Annotated in this window: 20 protein-coding genes; 12 read left to right on the forward strand and 8 right to left on the reverse strand. The window is 64.9% G+C overall.

The window, feature by feature from the left end; all coding sequences use genetic code 11:
- Nucleotides 1-148: 148 nt before the first annotated feature.
- Nucleotides 149-919, forward strand: a complete 771-nt coding sequence (locus tag OH799_RS08795; protein WP_406277679.1) for an MHYT domain-containing protein — start codon at nucleotides 149-151, stop codon at nucleotides 917-919.
- A gap of 120 nt (nucleotides 920-1,039) precedes the next feature.
- On the opposite strand, the gene OH799_RS08800 is transcribed toward OH799_RS08795, so the two are convergent.
- The 3 genes from OH799_RS08800 to OH799_RS08810 all read right to left on the reverse strand — a co-directional run bounded on the left by OH799_RS08800 (nucleotide 1,040) and on the right by OH799_RS08810 (nucleotide 3,027).
- Nucleotides 1,040-1,168 carry a hypothetical protein gene (locus OH799_RS08800; protein WP_406277682.1) on the reverse strand — a complete coding sequence of 43 codons (129 nt, stop codon included), beginning with the start codon at nucleotides 1,166-1,168 and terminating at the stop codon, nucleotides 1,040-1,042.
- Nucleotides 1,169-1,199: 31 nt separating this feature from the next.
- Nucleotides 1,200-2,393 (reverse strand): 4-hydroxybenzoate 3-monooxygenase, encoded by a 1,194-nt coding sequence (locus OH799_RS08805; protein WP_406277685.1) that lies wholly within the window; start codon nucleotides 2,391-2,393, stop codon nucleotides 1,200-1,202.
- A 175-nt stretch (nucleotides 2,394-2,568) separates the two neighbouring features.
- Entirely contained in the window at nucleotides 2,569-3,027 is a 459-nt protein-coding gene (locus OH799_RS08810) for a MarR family winged helix-turn-helix transcriptional regulator (RefSeq protein WP_406277688.1), read from the reverse strand.
- A 320-nt stretch (nucleotides 3,028-3,347) separates the two neighbouring features.
- On the opposite strand from OH799_RS08810, the gene OH799_RS08815 reads away from it, so the two are divergent.
- The 8 genes from OH799_RS08815 (at nucleotide 3,348) to OH799_RS08850 (ending at nucleotide 13,228) form a co-directional block, all read left to right on the forward strand.
- The gene (locus OH799_RS08815; RefSeq protein WP_406277691.1) at nucleotides 3,348-4,814 is read left to right on the forward strand and encodes an aldehyde dehydrogenase family protein; all 1,467 of its coding nucleotides are present in this window, start codon (nucleotides 3,348-3,350) and stop codon (nucleotides 4,812-4,814) included.
- A 27-nt stretch (nucleotides 4,815-4,841) separates the two neighbouring features.
- Entirely contained in the window at nucleotides 4,842-5,945 is a 1,104-nt protein-coding gene (locus OH799_RS08820) for an NAD(P)-dependent alcohol dehydrogenase (RefSeq protein ID WP_406277694.1), read from the forward strand.
- Between the two features lie 32 nt (nucleotides 5,946-5,977).
- A complete protein-coding gene (locus tag OH799_RS08825) occupies nucleotides 5,978-6,901 on the forward strand; it encodes an SDR family NAD(P)-dependent oxidoreductase (protein ID WP_406277697.1) in 924 nt (307 codons plus the stop codon).
- A 211-nt stretch (nucleotides 6,902-7,112) separates the two neighbouring features.
- Nucleotides 7,113-7,988, forward strand: a complete 876-nt coding sequence (locus tag OH799_RS08830; RefSeq protein ID WP_406277700.1) for an amidohydrolase family protein — start codon at nucleotides 7,113-7,115, stop codon at nucleotides 7,986-7,988.
- The gene (locus OH799_RS08835; RefSeq protein WP_406277703.1) at nucleotides 7,985-9,523 is read left to right on the forward strand and encodes an acyl-CoA synthetase; all 1,539 of its coding nucleotides are present in this window, start codon (nucleotides 7,985-7,987) and stop codon (nucleotides 9,521-9,523) included. Before OH799_RS08830 ends, OH799_RS08835 begins: the two co-directional genes overlap by 4 nt.
- A 21-nt stretch (nucleotides 9,524-9,544) precedes the next feature.
- Entirely contained in the window at nucleotides 9,545-10,009 is a 465-nt protein-coding gene (locus tag OH799_RS08840; RefSeq protein WP_406277706.1) for a MaoC family dehydratase, read from the forward strand.
- 348 nt (nucleotides 10,010-10,357) lie between these two features.
- On the forward strand, nucleotides 10,358-10,549 hold the full coding sequence (locus tag OH799_RS08845) for a hypothetical protein (RefSeq protein WP_406277709.1): 192 nt from the start codon (nucleotides 10,358-10,360) through the stop codon (nucleotides 10,547-10,549).
- A 270-nt stretch (nucleotides 10,550-10,819) separates the two neighbouring features.
- On the forward strand, nucleotides 10,820-13,228 hold the full coding sequence (locus OH799_RS08850; RefSeq protein WP_406277712.1) for an ATP-binding protein: 2,409 nt from the start codon (nucleotides 10,820-10,822) through the stop codon (nucleotides 13,226-13,228).
- Here the strand turns inward: OH799_RS08850 and OH799_RS08855 are convergent.
- The 4 genes from OH799_RS08855 to OH799_RS08870 form a co-directional block, all read right to left on the reverse strand.
- On the reverse strand, nucleotides 13,225-14,016 hold the full coding sequence (locus OH799_RS08855; RefSeq protein ID WP_406277715.1) for an alpha/beta fold hydrolase: 792 nt from the start codon (nucleotides 14,014-14,016) through the stop codon (nucleotides 13,225-13,227). The genes OH799_RS08850 and OH799_RS08855 overlap by 4 nt on opposite strands.
- Nucleotides 14,017-14,071: 55 nt before the next feature.
- Nucleotides 14,072-15,007, reverse strand: coding sequence for a PDR/VanB family oxidoreductase (locus OH799_RS08860; protein WP_406277718.1), 936 nt, complete (start codon nucleotides 15,005-15,007; stop codon nucleotides 14,072-14,074).
- Between the two features lie 181 nt (nucleotides 15,008-15,188).
- On the reverse strand, nucleotides 15,189-16,271 hold the full coding sequence (locus OH799_RS08865; RefSeq protein WP_406277721.1) for a Rieske 2Fe-2S domain-containing protein: 1,083 nt from the start codon (nucleotides 16,269-16,271) through the stop codon (nucleotides 15,189-15,191).
- A gap of 102 nt (nucleotides 16,272-16,373) precedes the next feature.
- A complete protein-coding gene (locus tag OH799_RS08870) occupies nucleotides 16,374-17,117 on the reverse strand; it encodes an IclR family transcriptional regulator (protein ID WP_406277725.1) in 744 nt (247 codons plus the stop codon).
- 400 nt (nucleotides 17,118-17,517) lie between these two features.
- Between OH799_RS08870 and OH799_RS08875 the strand changes: the two genes are divergently transcribed.
- Nucleotides 17,518-20,871 (forward strand): protein kinase domain-containing protein, encoded by a 3,354-nt coding sequence (locus tag OH799_RS08875; protein WP_406277729.1) that lies wholly within the window; start codon nucleotides 17,518-17,520, stop codon nucleotides 20,869-20,871.
- 322 nt (nucleotides 20,872-21,193) lie between these two features.
- Here OH799_RS08875 and OH799_RS08880 read toward each other — a convergent pair whose 3' ends face one another.
- Nucleotides 21,194-21,808 carry a TetR/AcrR family transcriptional regulator gene (locus tag OH799_RS08880; RefSeq protein WP_406277732.1) on the reverse strand — a complete coding sequence of 205 codons (615 nt, stop codon included), beginning with the start codon at nucleotides 21,806-21,808 and terminating at the stop codon, nucleotides 21,194-21,196.
- Nucleotides 21,809-21,922: 114 nt separating this feature from the next.
- Between OH799_RS08880 and OH799_RS08885 the strand changes: the two genes are divergently transcribed.
- Nucleotides 21,923-22,390 (forward strand): nuclear transport factor 2 family protein, encoded by a 468-nt coding sequence (locus OH799_RS08885; protein WP_406277735.1) that lies wholly within the window; start codon nucleotides 21,923-21,925, stop codon nucleotides 22,388-22,390.
- Nucleotides 22,387-23,301: an alpha/beta fold hydrolase gene (locus OH799_RS08890; protein ID WP_406277738.1), complete on the forward strand. Its 915-nt coding sequence runs from the start codon at nucleotides 22,387-22,389 to the stop codon at nucleotides 23,299-23,301. The genes OH799_RS08885 and OH799_RS08890 overlap by 4 nt, the downstream gene beginning before the upstream one ends.
- The last annotated feature ends 78 nt before the right edge of the window (nucleotides 23,302-23,379 follow it).

The raw sequence follows: 23,379 nt of genomic DNA on the forward strand, positions 1-23,379 counted from the left end.
CGCCAGCAGCGGTCGACGCATCGAGTGGTAGGGGTCCGGCACGCACTGCGACTTTTACGGATAATCATGCTCTTTATTGCCTACCTGCTGGTATCTCTGTAGCCTCCGTCAGCAACGCTCGCTGAAGATCCTCGATCGTGGAGTTCGCATGCTAGAAATCGACCACTTCAGCTATGGCTGGCTAACCCCTGCCATCGCCTACATCATGTCCGTCACCGGTTCGCTGCTCGGGCTTCGCTGTGCCGCCCGCGCGGAAGCAGGGAGCCGCGGTTGGCTCCTCGCCGCGGCGGTCGCCATCGGTGGTACCGGCATCTGGGTCATGCATTTCATCGCGATGCTCGGGTTCTCCATCCACGGCGCAGCTATTCGCTACAACGTTCCGATCACCCTGATGAGTGCAGTTCTCGCGATGGCGGTGGTCTGGTTCGGCCTGTTCATCGCGAACAATACGACGTGGCGGCCGTTCTCCCTACCCGCCGGTGGCGCGATCACCGGGCTCGGGGTAGCTGCCATGCACTATGCGGGCATGTACGCGATGAAGTCCGACGCGATCATCGACTACGACGGTCGAGTGGTGGCGCTGTCATTGGTGATCGCGGTGGTCGCGGCGACGGCGGCACTGTGGTTCGCTCTGCACGTTCGGGGTGTGTTCGTCACCATCTGCGCGGCATTGGTAATGGGTGTTGCCGTATGCGGAATGCACTACACAGGAATGTTCGCGATGCATGCGCAGTCGCCTGGGCACCCGCACTCGCCCACGGGAGCAGGTGCGGCAGAGTTGCTGACCCCGCTCATGGTCGGTGTCAGCATGGTCACCATGCTGCTGCTCCTGCACATCGGCATCACCGACGTCGACGATCGGCCCGCCGCGCTTGCTCACGAACCACGCTCTGCCCCATATTGGCCGACTCGGAATTGAGCCGAGACGCACCCCCGTGCCGCACTGTTCCGAGCCCATCTGAGTATGCCCGGCCCGGCGGATGCCCCCGGCGCGGAACTCCGCACCGCGATCATGACCGGGGCTGCGGCTTCATCGCGCTCAGTCGATCGAGCTGTGCCAGCACGGCGCCGCCCAGGAGGATCGCTCCCACATCCGCAGATCGCTGCCCAGCGAACCGCTCGAGACGACGCGCGGCCCCGCATGCGGCCCGTCGATGACGACGTTCACGGCAACGGGCTCACCTCGACAATCGAACGCGTCATCGAACCGGCCATCCGGTGTAAGCCTCGGCGAGGTAACGTGAGCCTGCTTCCGACCCGACGACGGAGCGTAGTTCGCCCAGTTGACGTCGGTCGTCGAAGTCCGCGGCGTTGTCGAGTCGGTGCAGCATGGTGGTCATCCAGTACGAGAAGTGCTGCGCTTTCCAGACTCGTTCGAGTGCACGCGCGGTGTACTGGTCCAGGGAGTCGACATCGTTCTTCGAGATCGCGCACTCCAGTGTCTCGGCGAGCACATGTACGTCGGCGAGGGCAAGGTTCAGGCCTTTGGCACCGGTAGGCGGGACGGTGTGAGCGGCGTCGCCGGCGAGCAGCATGCGTCCGTACCTCATCGGTTCCTGAACGAAGCTGCGGAAGGGCAACACCGCTTTCTCGATGATCGGGCCTTCGGCCAGGCGGAGCCCGTCTTCACCGGCGAGCCTGTGCTGCAGTTCATTCCATATTCGGTCGTCCGACCATTGCCCGACATCTTCGGTTGCGTCGCACTGGAAATACATCCGCTGAACGGTGTCAGTGCGTTGACTGATCAAGGCGAATCCGCGGTCAGAACGTGCGTAGACGAGTTCATCCGCACTGCGCGGCGCGTGGGCGAGTATTCCGAACCACGCGAACGGGTATTCCCGAAAGTATTGCTGCCGTTGGGGTTCCGGTACTTCGTGGCGACAGATGCCGCGGGATCCATCCGCGCCGACGAGGTAATCGCAGCGAATCTCTCGCCTGGCACCGTCTTCGTCGGTGAAGCGGATACCCGGCGTGGAACTCGTGATATCGATGACTCGGGTATCGGTCACGCCGAAACGAATGTCGCCTTCGTCGCGGTTTCGTGCGTTGGCCAGATCGATGAAGACGTCCGTTTGAGGGTAGAGCCACGTCGACGCGCCGACGAGGGATTGGAAGTCGATGCGGTAACTGATTCCATCGAAGCGCAGGTCGATTCCTTTGTGTTCGTGCCCCTCGGTGAGAACGCGGTCGGAGACACCGCTGTCGACAAGCATTCGGACGCTATCCGGTTCGAGGATGCCGGCGCGATGGGTGTGTTCGATCTCGGTACGGGTGCGGGTGTCGACCGCGATCGAGTCGATGCCGGACAGGGCGAGCAGGTGCGACAGCATCAGTCCGGCTGGGCCGGCGCCGACGATGCCGATGCCGGTCCGGACAACGCTGGGCTGAGCCATGGCAAGAGTTCCTTCGGTCGAAGATCAGATCTGGTTTTCGGTTGTCAGCAGCGATCCGACCAGTGCGAAACCGTGATTTGCGGCCGGGACGCCGCAGTAGCTGCGTGCGACCGTCGCGCCAGGCGACCGCGGCACGGGTCGCCCAAGCGTGTGACATCGCGCCTCGATGTGGCGGTCAGGACAATGCGTGCCACGCACGGGTCAGAGCCAGACGGAAATCTTCTGCTTCCTCGGGCGAGAGGCTGCTGACCATTCGCTGTTCGAGCTCGGCCACCTGGTCGGCGACATCGGCGAGTAGTTGCCGTCCAGCATCGGTCAGGTGGATCAGCAGCTCACGCCGATTGTGTGAGTTTCGTTCCCGCCGAATAAGGCCGCCCTTTTCCAGCGTGCGCACCATGTCCGCCATCGATTGCGCGGTAACGAACGAATCCCGCGCCAGCTGCGCTGCGGGCAGCCCTTCGTGACGTTCGAGCACGGTCAAGGCGGTGTACTGCAGCGCGGTGATTCCGAACGGGCGCAGCAGCTCGTCGAGATGGGCCCGCACCGCGAGTTCGACCCGTTTCACCGCGTACAGCAGTGAAGCACGGCCGACGCCGTACTGGCCGGCCGACAGGTCCGTAGCCGACACCGTCATGAACACCCCTCGGGTCCACCCCACACCGTCGCGGGCATCGAACCGGAACGTTCGACGAGTCGAGGATAAACTATTAACAGGAATCCTGTCGATGAGGAGGGTCGACCCGGACGCGTCGCGGCACTTCCGACAAGGCGACGACAGACGATTGACAGGAATCCTGCTGATAGTGCATAGTGGCTTCTATCACATAAACCATCAGGTTTCCTGTCAATATAGCCTTAGCTATCGATCGGACCTCACCAAGACGCCAACGGCATCCGCACGCCGGCAGGCCCGAGGTTCGGCACAGCCGCCGCCGCAGTCGCAACTTGTAGAAAATGGATCGAAATACCATGTTCGACAACAATATTCACGGTCAACTATTCATCGGTGGGCAATGGCGCGACTCGGACTCGGGTGGCCGCACCGACGTTATCGATCCGTCTACCGGGCGAGTGATCGGCACCGTCGCCGACGCCGATGTCGCCGACGCCGACGCGGCGGTCGCCGCCGCCCAGGACGCGTTCGTGCGCGGCGAGTGGGCTGGATTGAGCGGGCGTGAACGCGCCGGCATTCTGCACCGCGTCGCCGACCTGGTGCGCGAGAACGCCGACGAGATCGTGCGACTGGAGAGCCTGGACGTCGGCAAGCCGGTCACGTTGTGCCGTCAGGTCGACGTGGTAACGACCGCCGAACAGTACGAGTACTGCGCGGCACTGGCGCAGACCCTCGACGGCGCCACCCGCAAAGTCCCGCTCAATGCGTTCGCCTATACCCGCCGGGAGCCGTTGGGTGTGGTCGCGGCGATCACCCCGTTCAACTTTCCGCTGATCCTCTCCACTTCCAAGATCGCTCCGGCCTTGGCGGCCGGAAACGTCGTGGTGCACAAGCCTGCGGAGGACACCCCCCTCAGCGCATTGTTCATGGCAAGCCTGTTCGAGCAGGCCGGTATACCTGCCGGAGTTGTCAACGTCGTGACCGGCTCGGGTTCGGTGATCGGGGAGGCCCTCCTGAAACACCCCGGGGTGGACAAGATCGCCTTCACCGGCTCGACGTCCATCGGTCGGCACGCCGCGAGCGTCGCCGGGGAGGCGCTGAAGCCGGTCACGATGGAGCTGGGCGGCAACGCCGCGCACATTGTCTTCGAAGACGCCGACGTGGAGAAAGCGATCGGCGCGATCATCAAGGGCTTCGTGTTCAACACCGGTCAGTTCTGCATGGGCGGGCCGCGCCTGCTGGTCGCGCGACCGCTCTACGACACGATCGTCAGGATCCTCGCCGACGCCGTCCCCGAGGTCCCGGTCGGCGATCCGAGGGATCCGGAAACAGCTGTCGGCCCGATGGCCGCCGACCGGCATGTGAAAAAGGTCGAAGAGTACGTCGCACTCGCACGCCAGGAAGGCGGCCGCGTTATCTGTGGTGGCGAGCGAATCGATCTGAACGGCGGCTATTACTACAAGCCCACCGTCATCGCCGACCTCGCCAACGACTCCCGCGTCGTGCAGGAAGAGATTTTCGGCCCCATCCTTACCGTGCAGCCGTTCGACACCGAAGACGAAGCGATCGACATGGCCAACTGCACACCCTACGGCCTCGCGTCCGGCCTGCAGACCACCGATCTGGCCCGAGCGCATCGCGTCGCCGACAAGCTGCAGGCCGGGATCGTCTGGGTCAACGACTGGGCCATGCTCGATCCCGCGATCCCGTTCGGCGGTGTCAAAGACTCCGGATTCGGCCGCGAATACGGACCGGAAGCGCTCGCCTCCTACACCAAGGTCAAATCCGTCGTCGTCTCACTCGACTGAGCCGACCGGCCGCAAAGGAATCCCGTCATGACCACCACCACGGCTGCCGTCGTAGCGAGCGGCGGAGCGCCCTTCACCCTCGTCGATGTCGAGCTCGACGAACCACGACCCGACGAAGCGATCGTGCGGATAGTAGCGGCCGGACTGTGCCACACCGACCTCGGCGTCGCGAGCGGCGGGTTGCCCTTCCCACTACCCGGCGTACTCGGCCACGAAGGTGCCGGAATCGTCGAACGCGTCGGATCCTCGGTCACTTCCGTGGTACCCGGCGACCACGTAATCCTGTCTTTCACCTCGTGCGGACGGTGCGGAAACTGTCACGATGGGCATCCCGCTTATTGCGCATCCTGGCTGCCACTCAACCTGATCGGCGGCGTCCGCACCGACGGCAGCCACACCATCACACGCGGCGGCGTACCCGTTGGCGCGCATTTCTTCGGCCAGTCCTCGTTCAGCAGGCACGCGCTGGTCGACGAACGCAGCATGGTCAAGATCGCCCCCGACGTGCCGCTGGAGTCGGTTGCCCCGCTCGGGTGCGGCATCCAGACGGGAGTCGGTGCTGTCTGGAACGTGCTCCAACCACGACCCGGCGCAAACATCGTGGTCCTCGGCGCGGGCGCGGTCGGACTGTCGGCGGTGATGGCAGCCGCGCTATCGCCGGCAACCACGATCGTCGCCGTCGACAGGGTCGCCGAACGCCTCGAGCTCGCCCGCGAGCTCGGCGCTACCCATGTCATCGATGCCGACGACACGGACGTCGCGAGCGCGGTGGGGGAGATCACCGGTGCAGCCGGTGCCGACGGGGTCGTGGAAACCACCGGCAGTCTCAGCGTGCTGCGCACGGGCGCCGACGTCCTCGCCCCGCGCGGCACCCTCGTCATCGTCGGCGCGCCACCGTTCGGATCCGAAGTCGCCCTCGACGTGAACGCCATGCTCCCCGGCCGAAAGGTGATCGGTCTCACCCTCGGCGACGGCGAAACCCAGACCGTGATACCCGCGCTCGTCGCCCTCGTCCGTAGCGGCAGATTGCCGGTCGACCGACTCATCACCCGCTACCCCTTCGAAGATATCGGACAAGCAGCGCAGGACATGGCGTCCGGCAAGACGATCAAACCCGTCCTCACCTTCTGACCTCCACGTCTAACCCTTCCGGAAGGAACCCCATGGATCTCACTGGCAAAGTCGCGATCGTCACCGGCAGTGGTCAAGGTCTCGGCCTGGCCTACGCCAGGGCGTTGGCCGAAGCCGGCGCCGCCGTCGTGGTCAACGATGTCGCCGAGGATCGGGCCGAGAAGGCCGCCGCCGAGATCGCCGAAGCCGGTGGTCGCGCTCTCGCTGTTCCCGTTGCCGTGGGCACCACCGAAGCCGCGCAGACGCTCGTCGATCACGCCGTCGATACGTTCGGGCGACTCGACGCGATCGTCACCAACGCCGGCATCCTGCGGGACAAGGTGCTGTGGAACATGTCCGACGACGACTTCGACGCCGTCATTCACGTGCACCTCCGTGGCACGTTCACGTGCGTACGGGAAGCCGTCAAACATTTCCGTGCGGCCGGACACGGCGGTCGCGTGGTGCTGGCCGGCTCGCCCGCCGGCCAGCGCGGCAACTTCGGTCAAACCAACTACGCCGCCGCCAAAGCGGGCATCGCCGCCATGGCACGCACCTGGGCCATGGAGTGCGCGAAAGCCGGCATCACCGTCAACGCCGTCATACCCAACGCGGCCACCGCGATGACCGAAACCATCCCATTTCTCGCCCCTTACGTCCAAGAACTGAAACAGGGCGAACCAATTCCGTCCGTCGTTCGGCGGGCGGCTTCGTTCGGTGGCCCCGAAGACGTTGCCGGCTTGATCGTGTTCCTCGCGTCCGACGAATCCGCCGGCATCACCGGCCAGTGCATCGGTATCGGCGGTGACCGCCTCTCACTCTGGTCGCACCCGAGCGAGATCCGCAGCGCATTCCTCGACGGCGGTTGGACCGCCGAGGCGATCGCCGAGGCGTTCGACTCCTCCATCGGCGAACAGCTCGAAACCTACGGAATTCCGCTGCCCAAGATCCCGACGACCCAGAAGAAGCCGGCATGAGCGGTACGGGCCCGGAGGCGGCAGCTTGCGTAACCACGCAGGGCCCCCGCTCATGCCACAAACGACACAGCATGAGCGGTACGGGCCCGGAGGCGGCAGCTTGCGTAACCACGCAGGGCCCCCGCTCATGCCACAAACGACACAGCATGAGCGGTACGGGCCCGGAGGCGGCAGCTTGCGTAACCACGCAGGGCCACGAGGAGGGCACAGTATGAACCTCGACCTGGACAATCTCGTCGCGATAGACGTGCACACCCACGCGGAAACCGACGGTTGCGGTCACTACTCGCTTCCCGACGACCTGCGCGCAGGCGCCGACAAGTACTTCGGCGCCGAGTCCGGACCTCCGACCCTCGACGACATGGCCGCCTACTACCGGCAGCGCCGGATGGCCGCGGTCGTGTTCACCGTCGACGCCGAATCCGCGCTCGGCCACCGCCGGCTCAGCAACGACGACATCGCCGCCGCCGCCGCCGAGCACGACGACGTTCTCATCCCGTTCGGGAGCATCGATCCGGCCAAAGGCAAAGTCGCAGTCCGGGAAGCGCGACGATTGGTCACCGAGCACGGCGTGCGGGGCTTCAAGTTCCACCCGAGCCTGCAAGCGTTCTGGCCCAACGATCGTGCCGTGTACCCGCTGTACGAAACCATCAGCGAACTCGGTGTCCCTGCCCTTTTCCACTCTGGACAGACCGGTATCGGATCCGGTCTTCCCGGCGGCGGCGGCATCAGGCTCAAGTACTCCAACCCGATGCTGCTGGATGACGTGGCGGTCGACTTTCCTGACCTCACCATCATCATCGCCCACCCGTCGTTTCCGTGGCAGGACGAAGCGTTGGCCGTGGCGACGCACAAACCGAAGGTCTACATCGACCTGTCCGGTTGGTCACCGAAATACTTTCCTGCGCAATTGATCAAGTACGCGAACAGCCTGCTCGGACGGAAAGTATTGTTCGGCTCCGACTTTCCGCTGATCTCACCGGACCGCTGGATGAGGGATTTCGACCAGCTCGACATCAAAGATGAGATCCGACCACTGATCCTGCGTGAAAACGCCATCACCGCATTGGGGTTGACAGTGCCATGATCGATCAAGGAATCGGCTCCTGGCCACGTCGCCGCGCTCGCATGGAACCGCACGCGCTCGCCCTCGTCCAGGGCGAACGCCACCTCGACTACGCGGGTCTGGCCGAGCGCACCGACGCACTCGCATGTGCCCTTGCCGAACTCGGGGTCGGCAAAGGCGACCGCGTCGCATACCTCGGACCCAACGACATCGCGACCTTCGAAACTCTTTTCGCCACTACGCGTCTCGGTGCGATATTCGTCGCCTTGAACACGCGTCTCGCCGCACGCGAGATCGGCTACATGCTCGACGACAGCGACCCCATCGTGTTGGTCGTCGCCCCAGCCAGCGAAGCGATCGGCGCCGACGCGATCTCGCACACCGCTAGGCCACCGCGCCTGCTGCGACTCCGGGCGAACGGCGACAGCAGCAGATACGAGCGCGCGCTCAGCGAGCACATCGGAAGCACACCGTCTGTTGCGCCAGTCGGGCTCGACGATCCCGCGCTGATCCTCTACACGTCGGGAACCACCGGCCGACCCAAAGGCGCCGTGCTCACCCACGGGAACATCACCTGGAACACGTTGGCCCAGTTCGCTCACTTCAGCCTCAGCCGCGAAGACGTCAGCCTCTGCTCGGCTCCCTTGTTCCACGTCCTCGGGTTAGGCCAGATCACGTTACCCACCTTGTATGCCGGCGGCACAGTAATCGTCATCCCCAAGTTCGAGCCGAGCGACTTCCTCGCCACCATCGAACGGGAGAAGGCCACGGCATTCCCACTCGCGCCCACCATGCTGCAGATGGTATGCGAACTTCCCGAATGGGCCGATGCCGATCTGTCCAGCATTCGTGTGGTCGCGTTCGGCGGCTCCCCGGTCGTGGAACGCGTCGCCACAGCGTGGCTCGCGCGGGGAATCCAGGTGCTGCAGGGCTACGGCATGACCGAGGCGGCCCCCGGTGTGTTCATGACCCTGAGACACGGGGCAAACGCGCATCCCCTCTCGGTCGGGGTCCCCCACTTCTTCACCGACGTCGCCTTGCTGACCGGCGACGGCGAAATCATCGACGGCCCTGGTCGAGGCGAGCTCCTCGTCCGGGGCCCCCATGTCTTCGCCGGGTACTGGCACCGCCCCGAAGCCACCCGAGAGGCATTCATCGACGGATGGTTTCGCACCGGCGACATCGTGCGCATCGACGATGACGGTTGGGCTTACATCGTCGACCGCGTCAAGGACATCATCATTTCCGGCGGCGAGAACATCTACCCGGCTGAAGTCGAAGCCGTCATCACCCAGCTCGACAGCATCACCGAATGCGCCGTCGTCGCCGTTCCTGACGAGCAATGGGGCGAAGTCGGGTTGGCGTTCATCGTGGCACGTCCCGGCCACGCCGCTGACGAACACACGATTCGCGCGCACCTCGAGGCAAACCTCGCCCGATACAAGATTCCCAGGTATTTCGTCTACCGGGAAAACCTGCCACGCAACGCGAGCGGCAAGATCCAGCGGCTCGGGCTCCGCGACGCTGCCCGACAGAATCTACAACCCGCGCCCTGACCGGCAAAGAAAGTGACCGTCATGACCACTACCGTCAGCCAGCCCACCGACCTGATCGACCTCGTCGGCGCCGACCTCGGCAGCAGCGACTGGATCGAAATCCCCCAGAGCGACATCGACATGTTCGCCAAAGCCACCCATGACGAACAGTGGATCCACACCGACGTCGAACGCGCGAAGGCCGGCCCCTTCCAAGGCACCATCGCCCACGGCTATCTGACATTGTCACTGCTCATCCCGCTCTGGTCGGAGATCCTCGTGATCGAACATCGCGGCATGGCGATCAACTACGGCCTCAACAAGGTCCGCTTCCCCGCGCCCGTCCCCGCCGGATCCAAAGTCCGGCTCAGCGCCACCCTCGCCGACGTAACAGACCTCGGCGGCGGCGGCGTCCAAGTCACCGTCGACGCCACCATGGAACGCGAAAGCTCCGATAAACCCGTCTGCATCGCCCAAATGGTGCACCGCTACTTCGCCGAAAAGTAACCGATCGGGCCAGCCGCAGGCCGGGGGCGGTGTTGTTGCTGTGAGGTGGCCACGGGCGTCGGGAGCGGACTGTGTGGGCAATGTGAACTGATCATGTGTTGCTGCTCGTATGACTTCGGTGACTAAATGTATGGACCTTCGGCCCCCGCGGCAGTGGTGCCGGTCCAGGATGCTGGTGGTTGCCGGCAAAGCCCGGTGGTCTGCTCGAGGCGGTGATGTCGGTCGGTGAGAACGCCGGCCCCCTTGGTCGCGAACACCAGTCGCCATACTCGGGCAAGTCCGGTTGCTCCCTGCAGGCGCGGGTCGCGGCCGTCGATGTCGGCTGGGAACCAGGTAGGAGATGTGCCGATGACCGTTGTCATCGTTGTCGCGGTTGTGTGCGCGCTCGCACCGACAGCGCTGTGGTGGGTAAAGGCGATGAGGATGCAGCGCCGGGGTCACCTTCGTCTCCAGGTCAGCCGTACCGCTGTCGATCGCACCGGCCGGTATCGGCTGGCCGGTCCGGCGCGCGCAACTGGTGATCTGTCGCCTGGCGTGTAACGCGCGGACCGCTCGATCCGGTCACGGTGCTCCAGTCCCAGCCGGCGAACCCAGCAATCTGCGTCGAGGTCGATGTGCTGCCTCCTCGGGTTGCGAGGGCCATCGCCGGAAAATCATTGCTCCTCCCGCGGAAGATGTCCCTGGTGCCGGTCTGCGGCCTCGGCATACCCCCGATGGCCACGCAGTGGCACGCGATCGAGGCCATGCCTCCACCGAACCGAGAGACAATAACGCTATCCGTTCTAGGTGCAGAAGGGATGGTGGCCCCTGATGAGCGACGTCGTCGATTTCCGTCGGTTGTTCGAATCGACGCCGGGGCTGTATCTAATTCTCGATCCGGACCTGCGCATCGTGGCGGTGACCGACGCTTATGCGCGGGCGACTATGACCGAACGCGCGCGGATTCTCGGGCGGGGCATATTCGAGGTCTTTCCCGACAACCCCGAGGACGCGCGTGCCGAAGGAGTGCGGAACCTTCGGGTGTCGCTCGAACGGGTGCTGCGCGATCGGGTCACCGATGCGATGCCTGTGCAGCGCTACGACATCCGGCGCCCCGACGGAACGTTCGAGGAGAAATTCTGGAGCCCGTCCAACTCCCCGATCATCGACTCGTCCGGCGAGCTGTGCTACATCATCCATCGTGTCGAGGACGTCACCGAGTTCATGCGACTGCAGGCCTCCGGCGCAGCTCAGCGGCGGGAGGCCGCCGCACTGCGCGCCACGACACGGCAGATGGAACAGGAGGTCTTCGCCCGCGCGCACGAGGTGGCCGAGGCCAGCCGCCAGCTCAAGGAGGCCAACGCCGAACTGGCCGATCTGTATGCGCGTACCAAGGAGCTCGACGAACTCAAAAGCCAATTCTTCGCAAACGTAAGCCATGAACTGCGCACTCCCCTGATGTTGATCCTGGCGCCCGCGCAGAAACTGTTGGACGCGACTACCGACGACAGCTCGAACCGCGCAGACCTCGAGCTGATCATTCGCAATGCACGGATGCTGGTCGGGCAAGTCAACAATCTGCTGGACGCGTCCAAGCTCGAGGCCGGCGGAGTCCAGCCCGATTACGCTCGCGTAGACGTTGCCGAGCTGGCTCGGCTCAGCTCGGCCCACTTCGAATCTTTGGCTGTCGATCGCGGGGTCGGATTCACCGTCGATGCCCGGCAGCCGATCACTGCCACCATCGATCCCGAGCACCTGCAGCGGATACTGGTGAATTTGCTGTCCAACGCGTTCAAATTCACCGAGTCGGGCGGCGTGGTGCGCTGTTCGGTGTACGCGGGTCGAGATGATCGACTGATCATCGAGGTCGCCGACAGCGGTCCCGGAATACCGGCGGAGAAGCGGTCGGTGGTATTCGACCGGTTCCGGCAAATCGATGGCGGACCCACCCGCACCGTCGGCGGCACCGGCCTGGGTTTGAGCATCGTCCGCGATCTTGTCCGGCTGCACCGAGGTGAAGTCGGCATCACCACTGCGCCGGAGGGCGGGGCGATGGTGATCGTGGACCTGCCTCGGACCGCGCCTGCGGGCACTCCGGTCCGCGCGGTGCCCCCGGACACCGCGCTGGAGCGACAGCTCCGCGATCCGGTCGAAGCGATTGCGGAACTGACTTCCATGACGGACGCGGTGCCAGGGCGATCCGTGGCCGCTCCGCCGTCCAGGCCGGTGGTAGTGGTTGTCGAAGACAACGCCGACCTCAACGCTATGATCCGGCAGACATTGTCCGGACCCTACCGCGTGCTCGCGGCCTTCGACGGCCGGTCCGGGCTGGAGCTGGCGAGGTCGAGCTGTCCGGACCTGATTATCTGCGACATCATGATGCCGCGGTTGAGCGGAGATCAGTTGCTCGCCGAGGTGCGGGCCGACCCGGTGCTGGCGAACACGCCGGTGCTGATACTGAGCGCCCGCGCCGACGACCAGTCGCGGCTGGCGCTGCTGCGGGCCGGCGCCAACGACTACCTGCCGAAACCGTTCCCGCTCAGCGAACTTCACGCTCGCGCGGATAACCTGGTAAATCTGCGGCTCGCCGAAGCCCGCCTGCGGACGGTGCGGATCGCCGGAGAGCGTGAACGCATAGCAATCGAATTGCATCGCACGGTGATTCACCGGTTGTTTTCGATCAGCCTGCAGCTGAGCGGAATACGGTCGCTCGCCCGGCGACCGGCTGTTATCCACCGCCTCGACGACGCAGTCACCGAACTCGACACTGTGATCAACCAGATCCGCTACACCATCAACGAACTCGACCCGCGATCCGAGGACAGCGGGTTTCGGGCACAGTTGCTGGAACTGATCAGCGAGACCGCCGAGACGCTGGCAGCCCACTCCGAAGTTTCCTTCACCGGGCAACTCGACACGATCGACGAAACCCTCACCGCCGCTGTCTACGACGCCATACGGCACCTGATGACCGTGATCATCCGCCGCGCAACGGCCACGGAAATCGCCCTGCAGGCCACGCTCGATACCGATCTCGTCGTGACGGTCAAGGAAAAAACGGATGCCGCAGCATACTCGGCGACAGGCCGTGCCGACCCCGGACTGCTTTCCGAGCAGCTCGCCAACCACGCGGCGGCCCTCGCCATCACGACACCATGTCCCGGCGAAACCGCATGGACGTGGACGGTACCTGGACCCCGTGCGGATTTCGCGCAGCCAGAGGAGCCTTCGCAGTCCTAGTCGGCCGCCTGATCGGCATCCAGGAATGCCCGCACCAGCGCGGTAAGCTCGGTCGGTTTCTCGAAGAACACCACATGGCCGCTGTCGATCTCGGCGTATCGGCTGTGCTGGATCGCGGCGTGCAGGTCGCGGGTGTGTTGAACGGGAACCAACTGGTCCTGGGTGCAGCCGACCACGAGGGTCGGAGCTGTGATGCGGCGTAACTCGTCGCGAATGTCGACATCCCGGTTGATGGCGATCTGGCCGAGTGTGCCCGGTTCCGGTCGCACCGACCGCAGCCCAGCCAGTCCCTCGTGACCGAGCTGGCTCAGAAACGCCGGGCTGAATGCCAAAAGAGGACCGACCCCCGAGGCAATATCGGCTTCAGCGGTCAGCGAGGCCGCCCACGTCTGCAGAACCAGCTGCGTTCGGGGGTCTTCGCTGGTCGACCAGCCCGCCACCAACACCAGTCTTCGCACGAGATCGGGACGACGTGCGGCGAGCGCCGCCGCGACGACAGCACCCAGTGAGAAGCCCAAGAGGTCGACTGGGCCGGTGCTCGCCTGGTCGATGACCGCGACGATCTGGTCGACCAGCAGCTCCAGCGTCGGTCCGCCGTCAGGTTCAGTGGTCTTGCCGCTGCCAGCGTAGTCGGGTGTCAGGACGGTGTAGCGGTCGGTGAACGCGGTCAGCAGATGTCCGAAGTTCGACTCGGCGCTCATACTGCTGCCGTGGACGAGGACCAACCCGGGACCGGAACCTGAGCTCGAGTAGTGCACATCCGTACCGGAGACATGGACAATGGGCATGATGGTGAAACCTTTCGCGAGGGGGGATGTGCTCGAGCCGTCCTGGTGGTCGGGTCTACAGGTCGAGGACAAGCCTGGGTGTCCGGGCACGGGACCGGCAGATCATCATCAGATCGGTGTCCTTCGCGTCCAATAGGCTGTCGCGATGGTCAGGGAGTCCGTCGAGGACGACGGTTTCGCAGGTGCCGCAGGTACCCTCCCGACAGGAGGAGAGCGCGGATATGCCTGCCTGCTCGACGGCTTCGAGGATCGAGATGCCCGCCGGAACCAGGACGGTCACACCGGATTGCGCGCATTCGACCTCGAACTCGCTGTCGGCCGCGGCATGGGCAACGGGCTTCGGTGCGAATCGCTCGACGTGCAGCGCACCCGCCGGCCACGTGGTGGCGCACCGTTCTTCGACGGTGCTGAGTAGCGATTCTGGACCGCAGCAATACACGAGAGTGCCGGGGTCGGGTGCCAAAATCGTGTCGAGATTCATCCGGCCGGTCTCATCCTCGGTGTGTACGCGAAGATCGCCGAGCGCCGACAGTTCGGGCAGGTAGGCCATGCTGCCGCGGGTTCGACCGCCGTAATGCAGAGTCCACGCGGCCCCCCGGCGGGCGACGGTGCGGATCATAGGCAGTAGCGGCGTGATGCCGATACCTCCCGCGATAAATCGGTAGCGTTCTGCGTCGTGCAGCGGAAAGTTGTTGCGTGGTCCGCGGATCCGCAGTGTGTCGCCTGCCGAAAGGTGTTCGTGCACATATGCCGAGCCACCTCGGCTCACCTGTTCGCGCAGGACGGCGATGGTCAGGGTGTTGCGGTCGTCCGAATCACCGCAGAGTGAATACTGGCGAACCATGTCCGGGCCGAGGATGAGGTCGATGTGTGCGCCCGATTCCCATTTCGGGATCTGACCGTCGGCCCCCACCAGGGTGAGTTCGACAACGTTGTCGGCTATGCCGCGGATATCGGCGACAGTGACCGACCATGTCGGTTCAGTGTTCATGCCCGGACTCCGGTCAGCTTGACGGGGGGCGGATCGGGAAGGTGGCTGGTGTGGCCGGCGGGGTGGGCGAGTAACCACCGCCAGACCTCGGTCGGGGTGTCGGCGACATGCGTTGCACCGCAATGACATACGCCCAGTAGCTGGTCGATTCCCGGGTGCCACTCCACCCGGTAGCGGACATTCATGTCCGGCTTGCTTCGGCTTGGGCGAGTTTCGCGATGAGCCGCCGCGCCGCCAGAGCGCCGGTGTCGATGTTGATCGACAATTCCTGGTAGGCACCGCCGTTTCTTTCCTCTTCGGCGAGGACCTCCTCCACCAGATTCAGCGCGACGACGTCCTGCATGACGACTATGTGATTGTTGGCGTAGAGGTAATCGGTGACCCACTGGTCGTCTGTCGCGAAGTCGCGTGCCACGGCCCAGAAGTCGTGCACCGAGTGCGCTGTCTCAGGGGTCAGCGCGTAGACGATCTCGACATGGAAGGCGCCTGGATCAGCGGCGGCATCGTAGCCGGGGATATAGCCGTCCGGCGGATAGTGGCCCTGTCGCGCGACTCGACTGTGCAGCCGGTAGAGGCATGGCGGGGAAAATTCGATGTCCTGCCAGCGCGTGATTCTGCCGTGTACGCCGGTCGAGCTGGCATAGAACGGTGGGCTTTCGGCGTCATCGATATGTCTGCTCACCCGCACTACCCCGGCTGTCTCGTCGACCTCCGTGGTGATCGGCGTGTCGGCCACTTCAGGCGTGCCGATGTAGCCTCCGTGCAGATAGGTTTCGTGCGACAGGTCCATCAGGTTGTCCATCAGCAGGGCATGCCGACCCTGGATCGTCTCCAGGCCGCGGATCGTGGTCCATCCGTCCCGGGTCAACCATGGTGCGCGCGGAATCGTCGCTGGATCAGCGTACTCGCGGTCGCCGATCCATACCCAGATGAACGAATCCTCTTCCACCACAGGGTAGGAGGCCACCCGGGCGCTGCGCGGAATGCGCTGCTGCGCGGGCACCGCGACGCAGGTTCCGGTGCGGTCGTAGGTGAAACCGTGGTAGCCGCAGACAATCCGGTCACCGTCGACCAGCTGCGACTTCGACAACGGGTAGCGTCGGTGGATGCAGCGGTCGGCCAGCGCTACCGCACTACCGTCCTCGGCGCGGTAGAACACCAGCGGCTCGTTGCAGATGGTTCGGGCGAGCAGCTCGCGGCCGACCTCATGACCATACGCGGCCACATACCACTGGTTACGGATAATCTGGGTCGTCGGACTCATCGGGAAACTCCTGAGCTGGGCACCGAACGGTGCGTTGTGATCCACATCGTGTGGTGTCCGGATGCGTGAGCCAAGACACACTTCCGCTGGACGGAAGTCGGTTCACCGCCCACCCAACTGCCTGCTGATCCCGTTGGCCGCGGTGCGTACCGCAGGCGCCCAGGCGGCACGGCGGGAATCGCTCACCGGCACGACGATCGAGACCGCCGCGACGACCTCGCCGCCTGGGCCGAAGATGGGTGCTGCGACCGAATAACCCTCCAACGTGACCTGGCCCTCACTGATCGCGACGCCGATGCGGCGCACTTCGGCCAGCGCCCGACGCAGTTGGTCGGGCGTGCTGATCGTCTTCGGGGTGAATACCGCAAGTGGCCGGGCGAACATCTCGGCTACAACGTCGGCGGGCGAGTATGCGAGGATGGCCAGTCCCACACCGGTCGCGTGCATCGGCCAGCGCGCCCCCACCTGAGTGCGCACGAATACGGCCTCCCGCGCCGCGAGGAACTCGACATACACGACGTCGGTGCCGTCGGGGACCGCCAGCTGCACGTTCTGGTGGGTCGCCTCGTAGAGGTCTTCCATGAATGGAAGTGCTACGTCGCGCAGCGGACGGCCCCGCGGGCAAAAGGACGCGATTGCCACCATCCGCAGACCGATCTGGTATCCGCCGCCCGGTGCTCGGTCGAGCGCGCCCCAGCGTACGAGATCGACCACATGTCGGTAGACCGTGGTTTGCGGCAGCCCGGTGCGCTCGGCCAGTTCGGACAACTTGAGCACCAGATGCGACCTGTCGAACGCTTCGAGCACCACGAGCGCCCGTGCCAGTACCGACGATTTGGCAGTCATCATCGGCTCCCTCTCGCACACGGCCGAGCAGTAAGACGAGCACCGGCGAGGCGACCGGTCCGAGGACTACCCTTCCATGCGAAAGCTGCTGCCATAAGCAGATCGACGAGCGGACAATCGGCACTGTCGTCGACCCGGGGGCCATGCCCGCTACGTTTGACACATCGACCGGTTACCTCGGCACAGACCAGCACAATCGTCAACGGCAAGTCGCGTCTCTGGGCCATCCGCGGTTACCCCGCGGCGATACCGGGTTATCGTTGGTCGACGGCTCGGGATGCTTGTCCTGCCGCGGAGGTGATCGCATGGTTCGACAGCTCGACAATAACTTCGCAGGGCCGAACTGCCGACTCCGGCTTGCGCCGATTGCCGGCCCCCTGACAATGTCTGCGGGCGCGCGATGGCGGAGTGCGACGACTTAGCGACCCAACGGGATCTGCCCCTCGGTATCGCAGCAGAACTGGCGGCGGCCGGCCTCGGCGATGCCGGGGAGATCGGCCGCGGCGGATTCGGCGTGGTCTACTGCTGTTATCAGTACGCCCTGGAACGCCACGTCGCCGTCAAGGTCCTGACGTCGGAGGTCCGCGGCGACGAGCGCGAGCAATTCGTGCGCGAACAACGCGCACTCGGTCGCTTGTCCGGCCACCCGCACATCCTGCAGGTGCTGCAGGCCGACATCACCCCCACCGGCCGCCCCTACATCGTGATGCCCTACCACGCCCGCGGCTCGCTGGAACAGGTGCTCCACAAGACCGGCCCGCTGCGCTGGCCCGAGGTGCTTTCGGTGGGCGTCAAGATGGCTGGGGCTCTTGCTGCCGCACACGCGATCGGCATCGTGCACCGTGACCTGAAGCCGGGCAACATCTTGCTCACCGATTACGGCGAACCCCACCTGGCGGACTTCGGTATCGCCCAATTCGGCGAGGCGACGACCTCGTCCCTGCAGATCATCCAGGGCACACCCGCGTTCACGGCACCCGAGGTCCTCGGCGGCGCGGCGCCCACCGCGGCCTCGGACATCTACGGCCTCGGCGCGACATTGTTCAGTCTGCTCACCGGACGTGCCGCGTTCGCCCGGCGCACCGGCGAACAGTTGGAAGTCCAGCTCGCCCGCATCGCCACGGGATCGGTCCCGGACCTGCACGCATACGGCATCCCGCATGCGGTGTGCGAGGCCGTTGAGGCCGCGATGGCGGCCAAGCCCACAGATCGCCCCGCCACCGCGGTCGAGTTCGGCGAACAACTGCGGGAGGTACAACGCAACTGCGGGCAGGCCGTCGACGCCATGGCCGTGCCGCCGGATACGCCCGTCGCCGAGATGGAGCGGAGGGCGGCACTATCGGTGTTGCCTGCCCACTCCCCCGGCTCGGTGACGCCACCGGTGCCGCCGATCGCCGCGACGAAGTTCCGGCCGCCGAGCACACCGCGGACGCTGATCGAGCGCACGCGCATCCTGGACATCCTTCGCCACGGCGAGCAACGGCGACTGACGGTGATCCATGGCCCGGCCGGTTTCGGCAAGACCACGCTGGCCCTCCAGTGGGGGCGCCGACTGGAATCCGACGGCGCGCCGATGGCTTGGCTGACCGCCGACTCCGACGACGACAACGCCGTCTGGTTCCTCGCCCACCTCGTGGAGGCGATCCGGCGCGTGCGGCCGGAACTCGCCCGCGAACTGGGTGCACTGCTCGAGGAACGATCGTCGGACACCACGCGATACGTGCTCTGCACGCTGATCGACGAAATCCATGACAGTGGCCAGGCAATGGTGCTGGTGATCGACGACTGGCATCGAGTGACCAGCGACGCCACCCGTGCCGCTTTGGAGTTTCTGCTGGAGCACGGCTGCCACCACCTGTGGGTCGTGGTCGCCAGCCGTACCCGGGCCGGGCTGCCGCTCACCCGAATGCTGGTGCGCGACGAACTCGTCGAGATCGACGTCACCGCATTACGTTTCGATGCTGCTGAAACGACTGCCTTCCTTATCGACAACGGTCTGCTACTGAGCGCCGCGGATGTGACCCGTCTACAGGAGTCGACCGAGGGATGGCCTGCCGCACTCCAATTGGCATCCCTGTCGCTGCGCGGGCGCAACGATCCGTCCGCGTTCATCGATCGCCTCACCGGCCGCCACCACGTCATCGGTGAGTACCTCGCCGAGAACGTTCTCGACGCACTCGAACCACAACTGCTCGACTTCCTGCTGTCGACCTCGATCACCGGCAAGGTGCGCGCCGACCTCGCCACTCTCCTCTCCGATCGGGCCGACAGCCAGGAAATGCTCGAACAGGTCGCCGACCGCAACCTGTTCCTGTACCGCCTGGACGAGGACGACGAATGGTTCCGCTACCACCACCTCTTCGCCGAGTACCTGCAGCGCAGGCTCGTCCGCTCCGACCCAGACCGGCTCGCACAACTGCATCGGCGAGCGTCCGCCTGGTTCGCCGAACATGAGATGCTCACCGACGCAGTCGATCACGCCATGTCCGCCGGTGATCCACAGCGTGCGGTGGATCTGGTCGAAGCCCGCGCCCTCGACCTCATCGAGCGTTCCCGTATGGCCACTTTCCTCGGGATGATGGCGAAACTGCCTGGCAGCCTCACCGAATCACGGCCACGACTGCAGCTGTGTGTCGCGTGGGCGAATCTCGGCCTGCAACGCCGGCAGCGGACTCGGACTGCGTTGAAGAACGTTCTCGCGGCACTGGATTCCGGTGCGGTACCAGCCGAGGAGGTGACCGCGCTACGCGTCGAGGCGGCCTTGGTGACCTGTGTCGAGGAGTACGTGACCGACCGCTTCGACGGCCTGCCGAAGCTGGTGGCCGAACATATCGACGATGCAGCCGCGCCGTTCGTCGCGAACAACGGAGCCACACTGGCCGCCACCGATGCGTTGAACCGGTTCGACTTCGCGGCAGCTCTCCAATGGCACCAGCGGGCGGCTCCCTACCATCGCGGTCGCACGTTCGGCATGACACACAACTACTGCGTCGCAGGTCTGGCTGCCTATGAACAACTCGACATCACCAGGGCCGAGGAACATTTCGAGGATGCCGTGTCGATGGCGCGGCGCTCAGGCGCGCCAACCCATTCCTCGATCTTGGCGGGCGCGCTGTTGGGGGCGCTGCGATACGAACAGGGACGCCTCGCCGAAGCCGAACAACTGTTGAACTCCAGTGCCAGACTCGGCCGGCAGGGCGGACCGGTGGATTTCCTGTCGGCCACCTACGGTACCGGGGCGCGGCTCGCGGCGCTCCGCGGTGATCCCTCCCTCGCCCAGAAGCTCCTCGCCGAGGGCTGGAGGATCGCCGAGGATGCAGCACTGCCCCGCCTGGCCGCACGAATTGTCAATGAACATATTCGCATCGGCCTGCCGATCCCGGATGATGTTCGTACCCACCTCACACATTTGCCGCTGTACCGCAAGCAGGACAACAGGATCCGAGCCGGTATCGCCGAACTCGAACAGGACTCCGCGATCCGGCTGCTGTTAGCCGAACACTCCCCCACCCGCATCGAAGAAGCGTGCGCCCGAGCCGATCACATGATGCGGGAGATCGAAACCCAGTCCCGTCCACGGGCCCTGGCACAGGGACAATTGCTATATGCCTGCTGCCTCTGGGAGGCACATCGAATCGACGACGCGAAAACCATACTGGCCCCAGCACTCTCGCTGGCCACCCGACAAGGCCTCCTCCAGTTTGTCACGGATGCCGGCCCGCATATGTCGGACATCGTCGCCGCATCGGCATGATCGCCCGTATACCGGCCATGGTGAACGAGAGGGGCACGGAATCAGCCGAAGACGGGTGACTCGGGTTCGCGACGGCCAGCACTCGCTGGATCCGTTCGGCGGTCGCCAACAGGAGCGGATCAGCTCCGTCCGAACCGATTCGATGGACGTCGGGGGCTGAAGAACTTTCGCCGCGCAGTTCCCCAGCCTCATACGATCCGGCACGACTGCGGCATCACCGAATCCTGCGCGCAGTCTTTTCCGACCTGGATGGATAGCGCGGACTGTCCGATCGGCGCCGGGTCTCAACCGTGAACATACTCCGTTGACCAGCGTCGCTCAGCTAGGTGTCCCGGAAGAGGAGGCCGTTGGCGATGATCTCGGTTGTGGTTTTCAGCAACTGGCGTAGTTCGGTTTCGTCGCGGCGCAGACGGTCCGGCCGCCAAGCGAGGCTGATGATTCCGTTCCAGGCCGACCAGAGGATGGTGGCCACCTCGACCGGGTCGATGGGGCGAATATGCCCTTCGTCGATACCGCGGTCCAGAGCCTGAACCATGCGGTTGTTCTGCTCGTCGACCGAACGGGCGAGTCGGTCGGAGAGATCTTTGCCTGCCGCGTATCGGCCGGGCGCGCTGGGGAAGGCGAGCATCCGGAAGTATTGCGGGTTGCTCAAATAGAACTGCAGGTATTCCTCGGCCGCGGCGTAGAGCTGTTCGAGCGGTCCACGGTCCGCGGTGTAGGCGTTGTCCATGTAGTGCCGGTCGACGTCGAGCGCGCATTGGACGACGGCCGCATGCAGGCCTGCCTTGGATCCGAAGTGGTTGTAGATCGAGCTGACGGCCACACCGGCGCGTTCGGCGATCTGCTCCACGGTGACGGTATCCATCGGTTGTTCGCTGAAGATTTCCCGGGCAGCGTGCATCAACGCGTCGATCGTGCGCCGCTTTCGTGGATCCACCGAAGCTCCAGTCTTGTAGTCATTGCAAGAAGTCGACCAGGCTGTTAGCTTAGTCAGACACTTGTTGTAATGATTGCAAGAACCCGGGCTCGTTGTGCTACGAAGGAGAAGACGGTGACCGACTGGCCTGTGGTGCACGAACGGGTGCTGAAACTGTTTGCCGCCGGATGGGACGAACCGGGGCCGCACTCGTGGGATGACCTGCTCGACCCGGATGTCGAATTGATACAACCGATGTTGCGCGACGGACGCGGCCCCGCATCCTGGTGGGGCGAAGCCGAACGGCTATTGCAACTACTGCCGGACTTGCGCGGGGACGTGCTGGAGTGGGCAGGCCACGACGAGACACTCTTCATTCATGTCCGCTTTCGCGCCACTCTGGGCGGTGAGCCGTTCACCTGGCAGGCGGTGGACGTGCTGCGAGTGGACAACGACGGACGGCTGCGGCGGCGAGAGTCGTTCTTCGATTCGGCGCCGCTGGCGCGCACCGTCGCGCTGCGGCCACGCGCTTGGGCGGCGTGGTGGCGATCCGGAATCGCGCCGCTGTCGGTGCGACGACGTATGCAGCGTAGGCGCCGATGAGCGACACTACCTGGCGCGCCCCGTCCCTCGGGGAGCGTCGCGAAGTCGACTTGTCCTCAGGCACCGTGGTGTACCACGATGCAGGGTCCGGACCGGTGCTGGTATTCGTGCACGGATATCTGGTCAACGCGAACATCTGGCGCAAGCTCGTGCCGTTGCTTACCAACGAATTCCGCTGCCTGACACCGGATTGGCCGCTGGGATCACACCTGATTCCGATGCGCCGCGAAGCGAACCTGACACCGATCGGGATCGCCGGGATGATCGCGGAATTCCTCGAGGCGCTCGACTTGCGTGCGGTCACCCTGGTTGGCAACGACTCCGGCGGCGCCTACAGCCAGATCGCTGCCGCCCGACACCCCGATCGGCTGGCCCGGCTGGTGCTCACTGACTGCGAGACACCCGACTGCACATGGCCGCCGACGCCCGGCGGATTCGGGTTGCTCAAAGCCACCGCGGCGCATCCGGCCAGTTATCGGGCGCTGTATCAGGTGCTGCGGGTGCGCCGAACCTGGCGATGGCGAAACACGTACGGCCGACTGGCCAAGTATCCGATCAACGGGCGGGTGATGAACAGCTACATCCGCCCGGTACTGAACGATCCGGCGATCCGGGTGGACGGCCGCAAAGCGATCGGCAGCGTGTCGGCGCGATTCAGTCGTGCCGCGGCCGAGGAGCTCGCCACACGCTTCGACAAACCGGTGCTGCTGGCGTGGGCGGCCGAGGACCCTGTCTTCCCACTCGACCACGCGCGCCGGTTCGCCATCCGACTCGATGCGCCACTGATGACCATCGCCGATAGCTATACCTACATCGCCGAAGACCAACCCGCCCGCACCGCCGACGTGCTCGAGGACTGGCTCCACGCCACCACCACCGACTCGACCCGAACAGCGAGCGGACTCCTGTGAACTCAACTCACAAGACCTGGCGACACCACGTCACGAGCGGGGAATCGCGCTCGACTTCCGACCCGGTGCCCACAGTTC

It is taken from the genome of Nocardia sp. NBC_00881, from assembly GCF_045207455.1.
Classification (GTDB): Bacteria; Actinomycetota; Actinomycetes; order Mycobacteriales; family Mycobacteriaceae; genus Nocardia.

Coding starts and splice junctions, on each gene's coding strand:
- OH799_RS08805 (WP_406277685.1), bottom strand. CDS start 2,393: ATGGCTCAGCCCAGCGTTGTCCGGACCGGCATCGGCATCGTCGGCGCC.
- OH799_RS08890 (WP_406277738.1), top strand. CDS start 22,387: ATGAGCGACACTACCTGGCGCGCCCCGTCCCTCGGGGAGCGTCGCGAA.
- OH799_RS08820 (WP_406277694.1), top strand. CDS start 4,842: ATGACCACCACCACGGCTGCCGTCGTAGCGAGCGGCGGAGCGCCCTTC.
- OH799_RS08860 (WP_406277718.1), bottom strand. CDS start 15,007: ATGAACACTGAACCGACATGGTCGGTCACTGTCGCCGATATCCGCGGC.
- OH799_RS08870 (WP_406277725.1), bottom strand. CDS start 17,117: ATGACTGCCAAATCGTCGGTACTGGCACGGGCGCTCGTGGTGCTCGAA.
- OH799_RS08835 (WP_406277703.1), top strand. CDS start 7,985: ATGATCGATCAAGGAATCGGCTCCTGGCCACGTCGCCGCGCTCGCATG.
- OH799_RS08795 (WP_406277679.1), top strand. CDS start 149: ATGCTAGAAATCGACCACTTCAGCTATGGCTGGCTAACCCCTGCCATC.
- OH799_RS08875 (WP_406277729.1), top strand. CDS start 17,518: ATGGCGGAGTGCGACGACTTAGCGACCCAACGGGATCTGCCCCTCGGT.
- OH799_RS08825 (WP_406277697.1), top strand. CDS start 5,978: ATGGATCTCACTGGCAAAGTCGCGATCGTCACCGGCAGTGGTCAAGGT.
- OH799_RS08830 (WP_406277700.1), top strand. CDS start 7,113: ATGAACCTCGACCTGGACAATCTCGTCGCGATAGACGTGCACACCCAC.
- OH799_RS08850 (WP_406277712.1), top strand. CDS start 10,820: ATGAGCGACGTCGTCGATTTCCGTCGGTTGTTCGAATCGACGCCGGGG.
- OH799_RS08855 (WP_406277715.1), bottom strand. CDS start 14,016: ATGCCCATTGTCCATGTCTCCGGTACGGATGTGCACTACTCGAGCTCA.
- OH799_RS08810 (WP_406277688.1), bottom strand. CDS start 3,027: ATGACGGTGTCGGCTACGGACCTGTCGGCCGGCCAGTACGGCGTCGGC.
- OH799_RS08865 (WP_406277721.1), bottom strand. CDS start 16,271: ATGAGTCCGACGACCCAGATTATCCGTAACCAGTGGTATGTGGCCGCG.
- OH799_RS08815 (WP_406277691.1), top strand. CDS start 3,348: ATGGATCGAAATACCATGTTCGACAACAATATTCACGGTCAACTATTC.
- OH799_RS08840 (WP_406277706.1), top strand. CDS start 9,545: ATGACCACTACCGTCAGCCAGCCCACCGACCTGATCGACCTCGTCGGC.
- OH799_RS08845 (WP_406277709.1), top strand. CDS start 10,358: ATGACCGTTGTCATCGTTGTCGCGGTTGTGTGCGCGCTCGCACCGACA.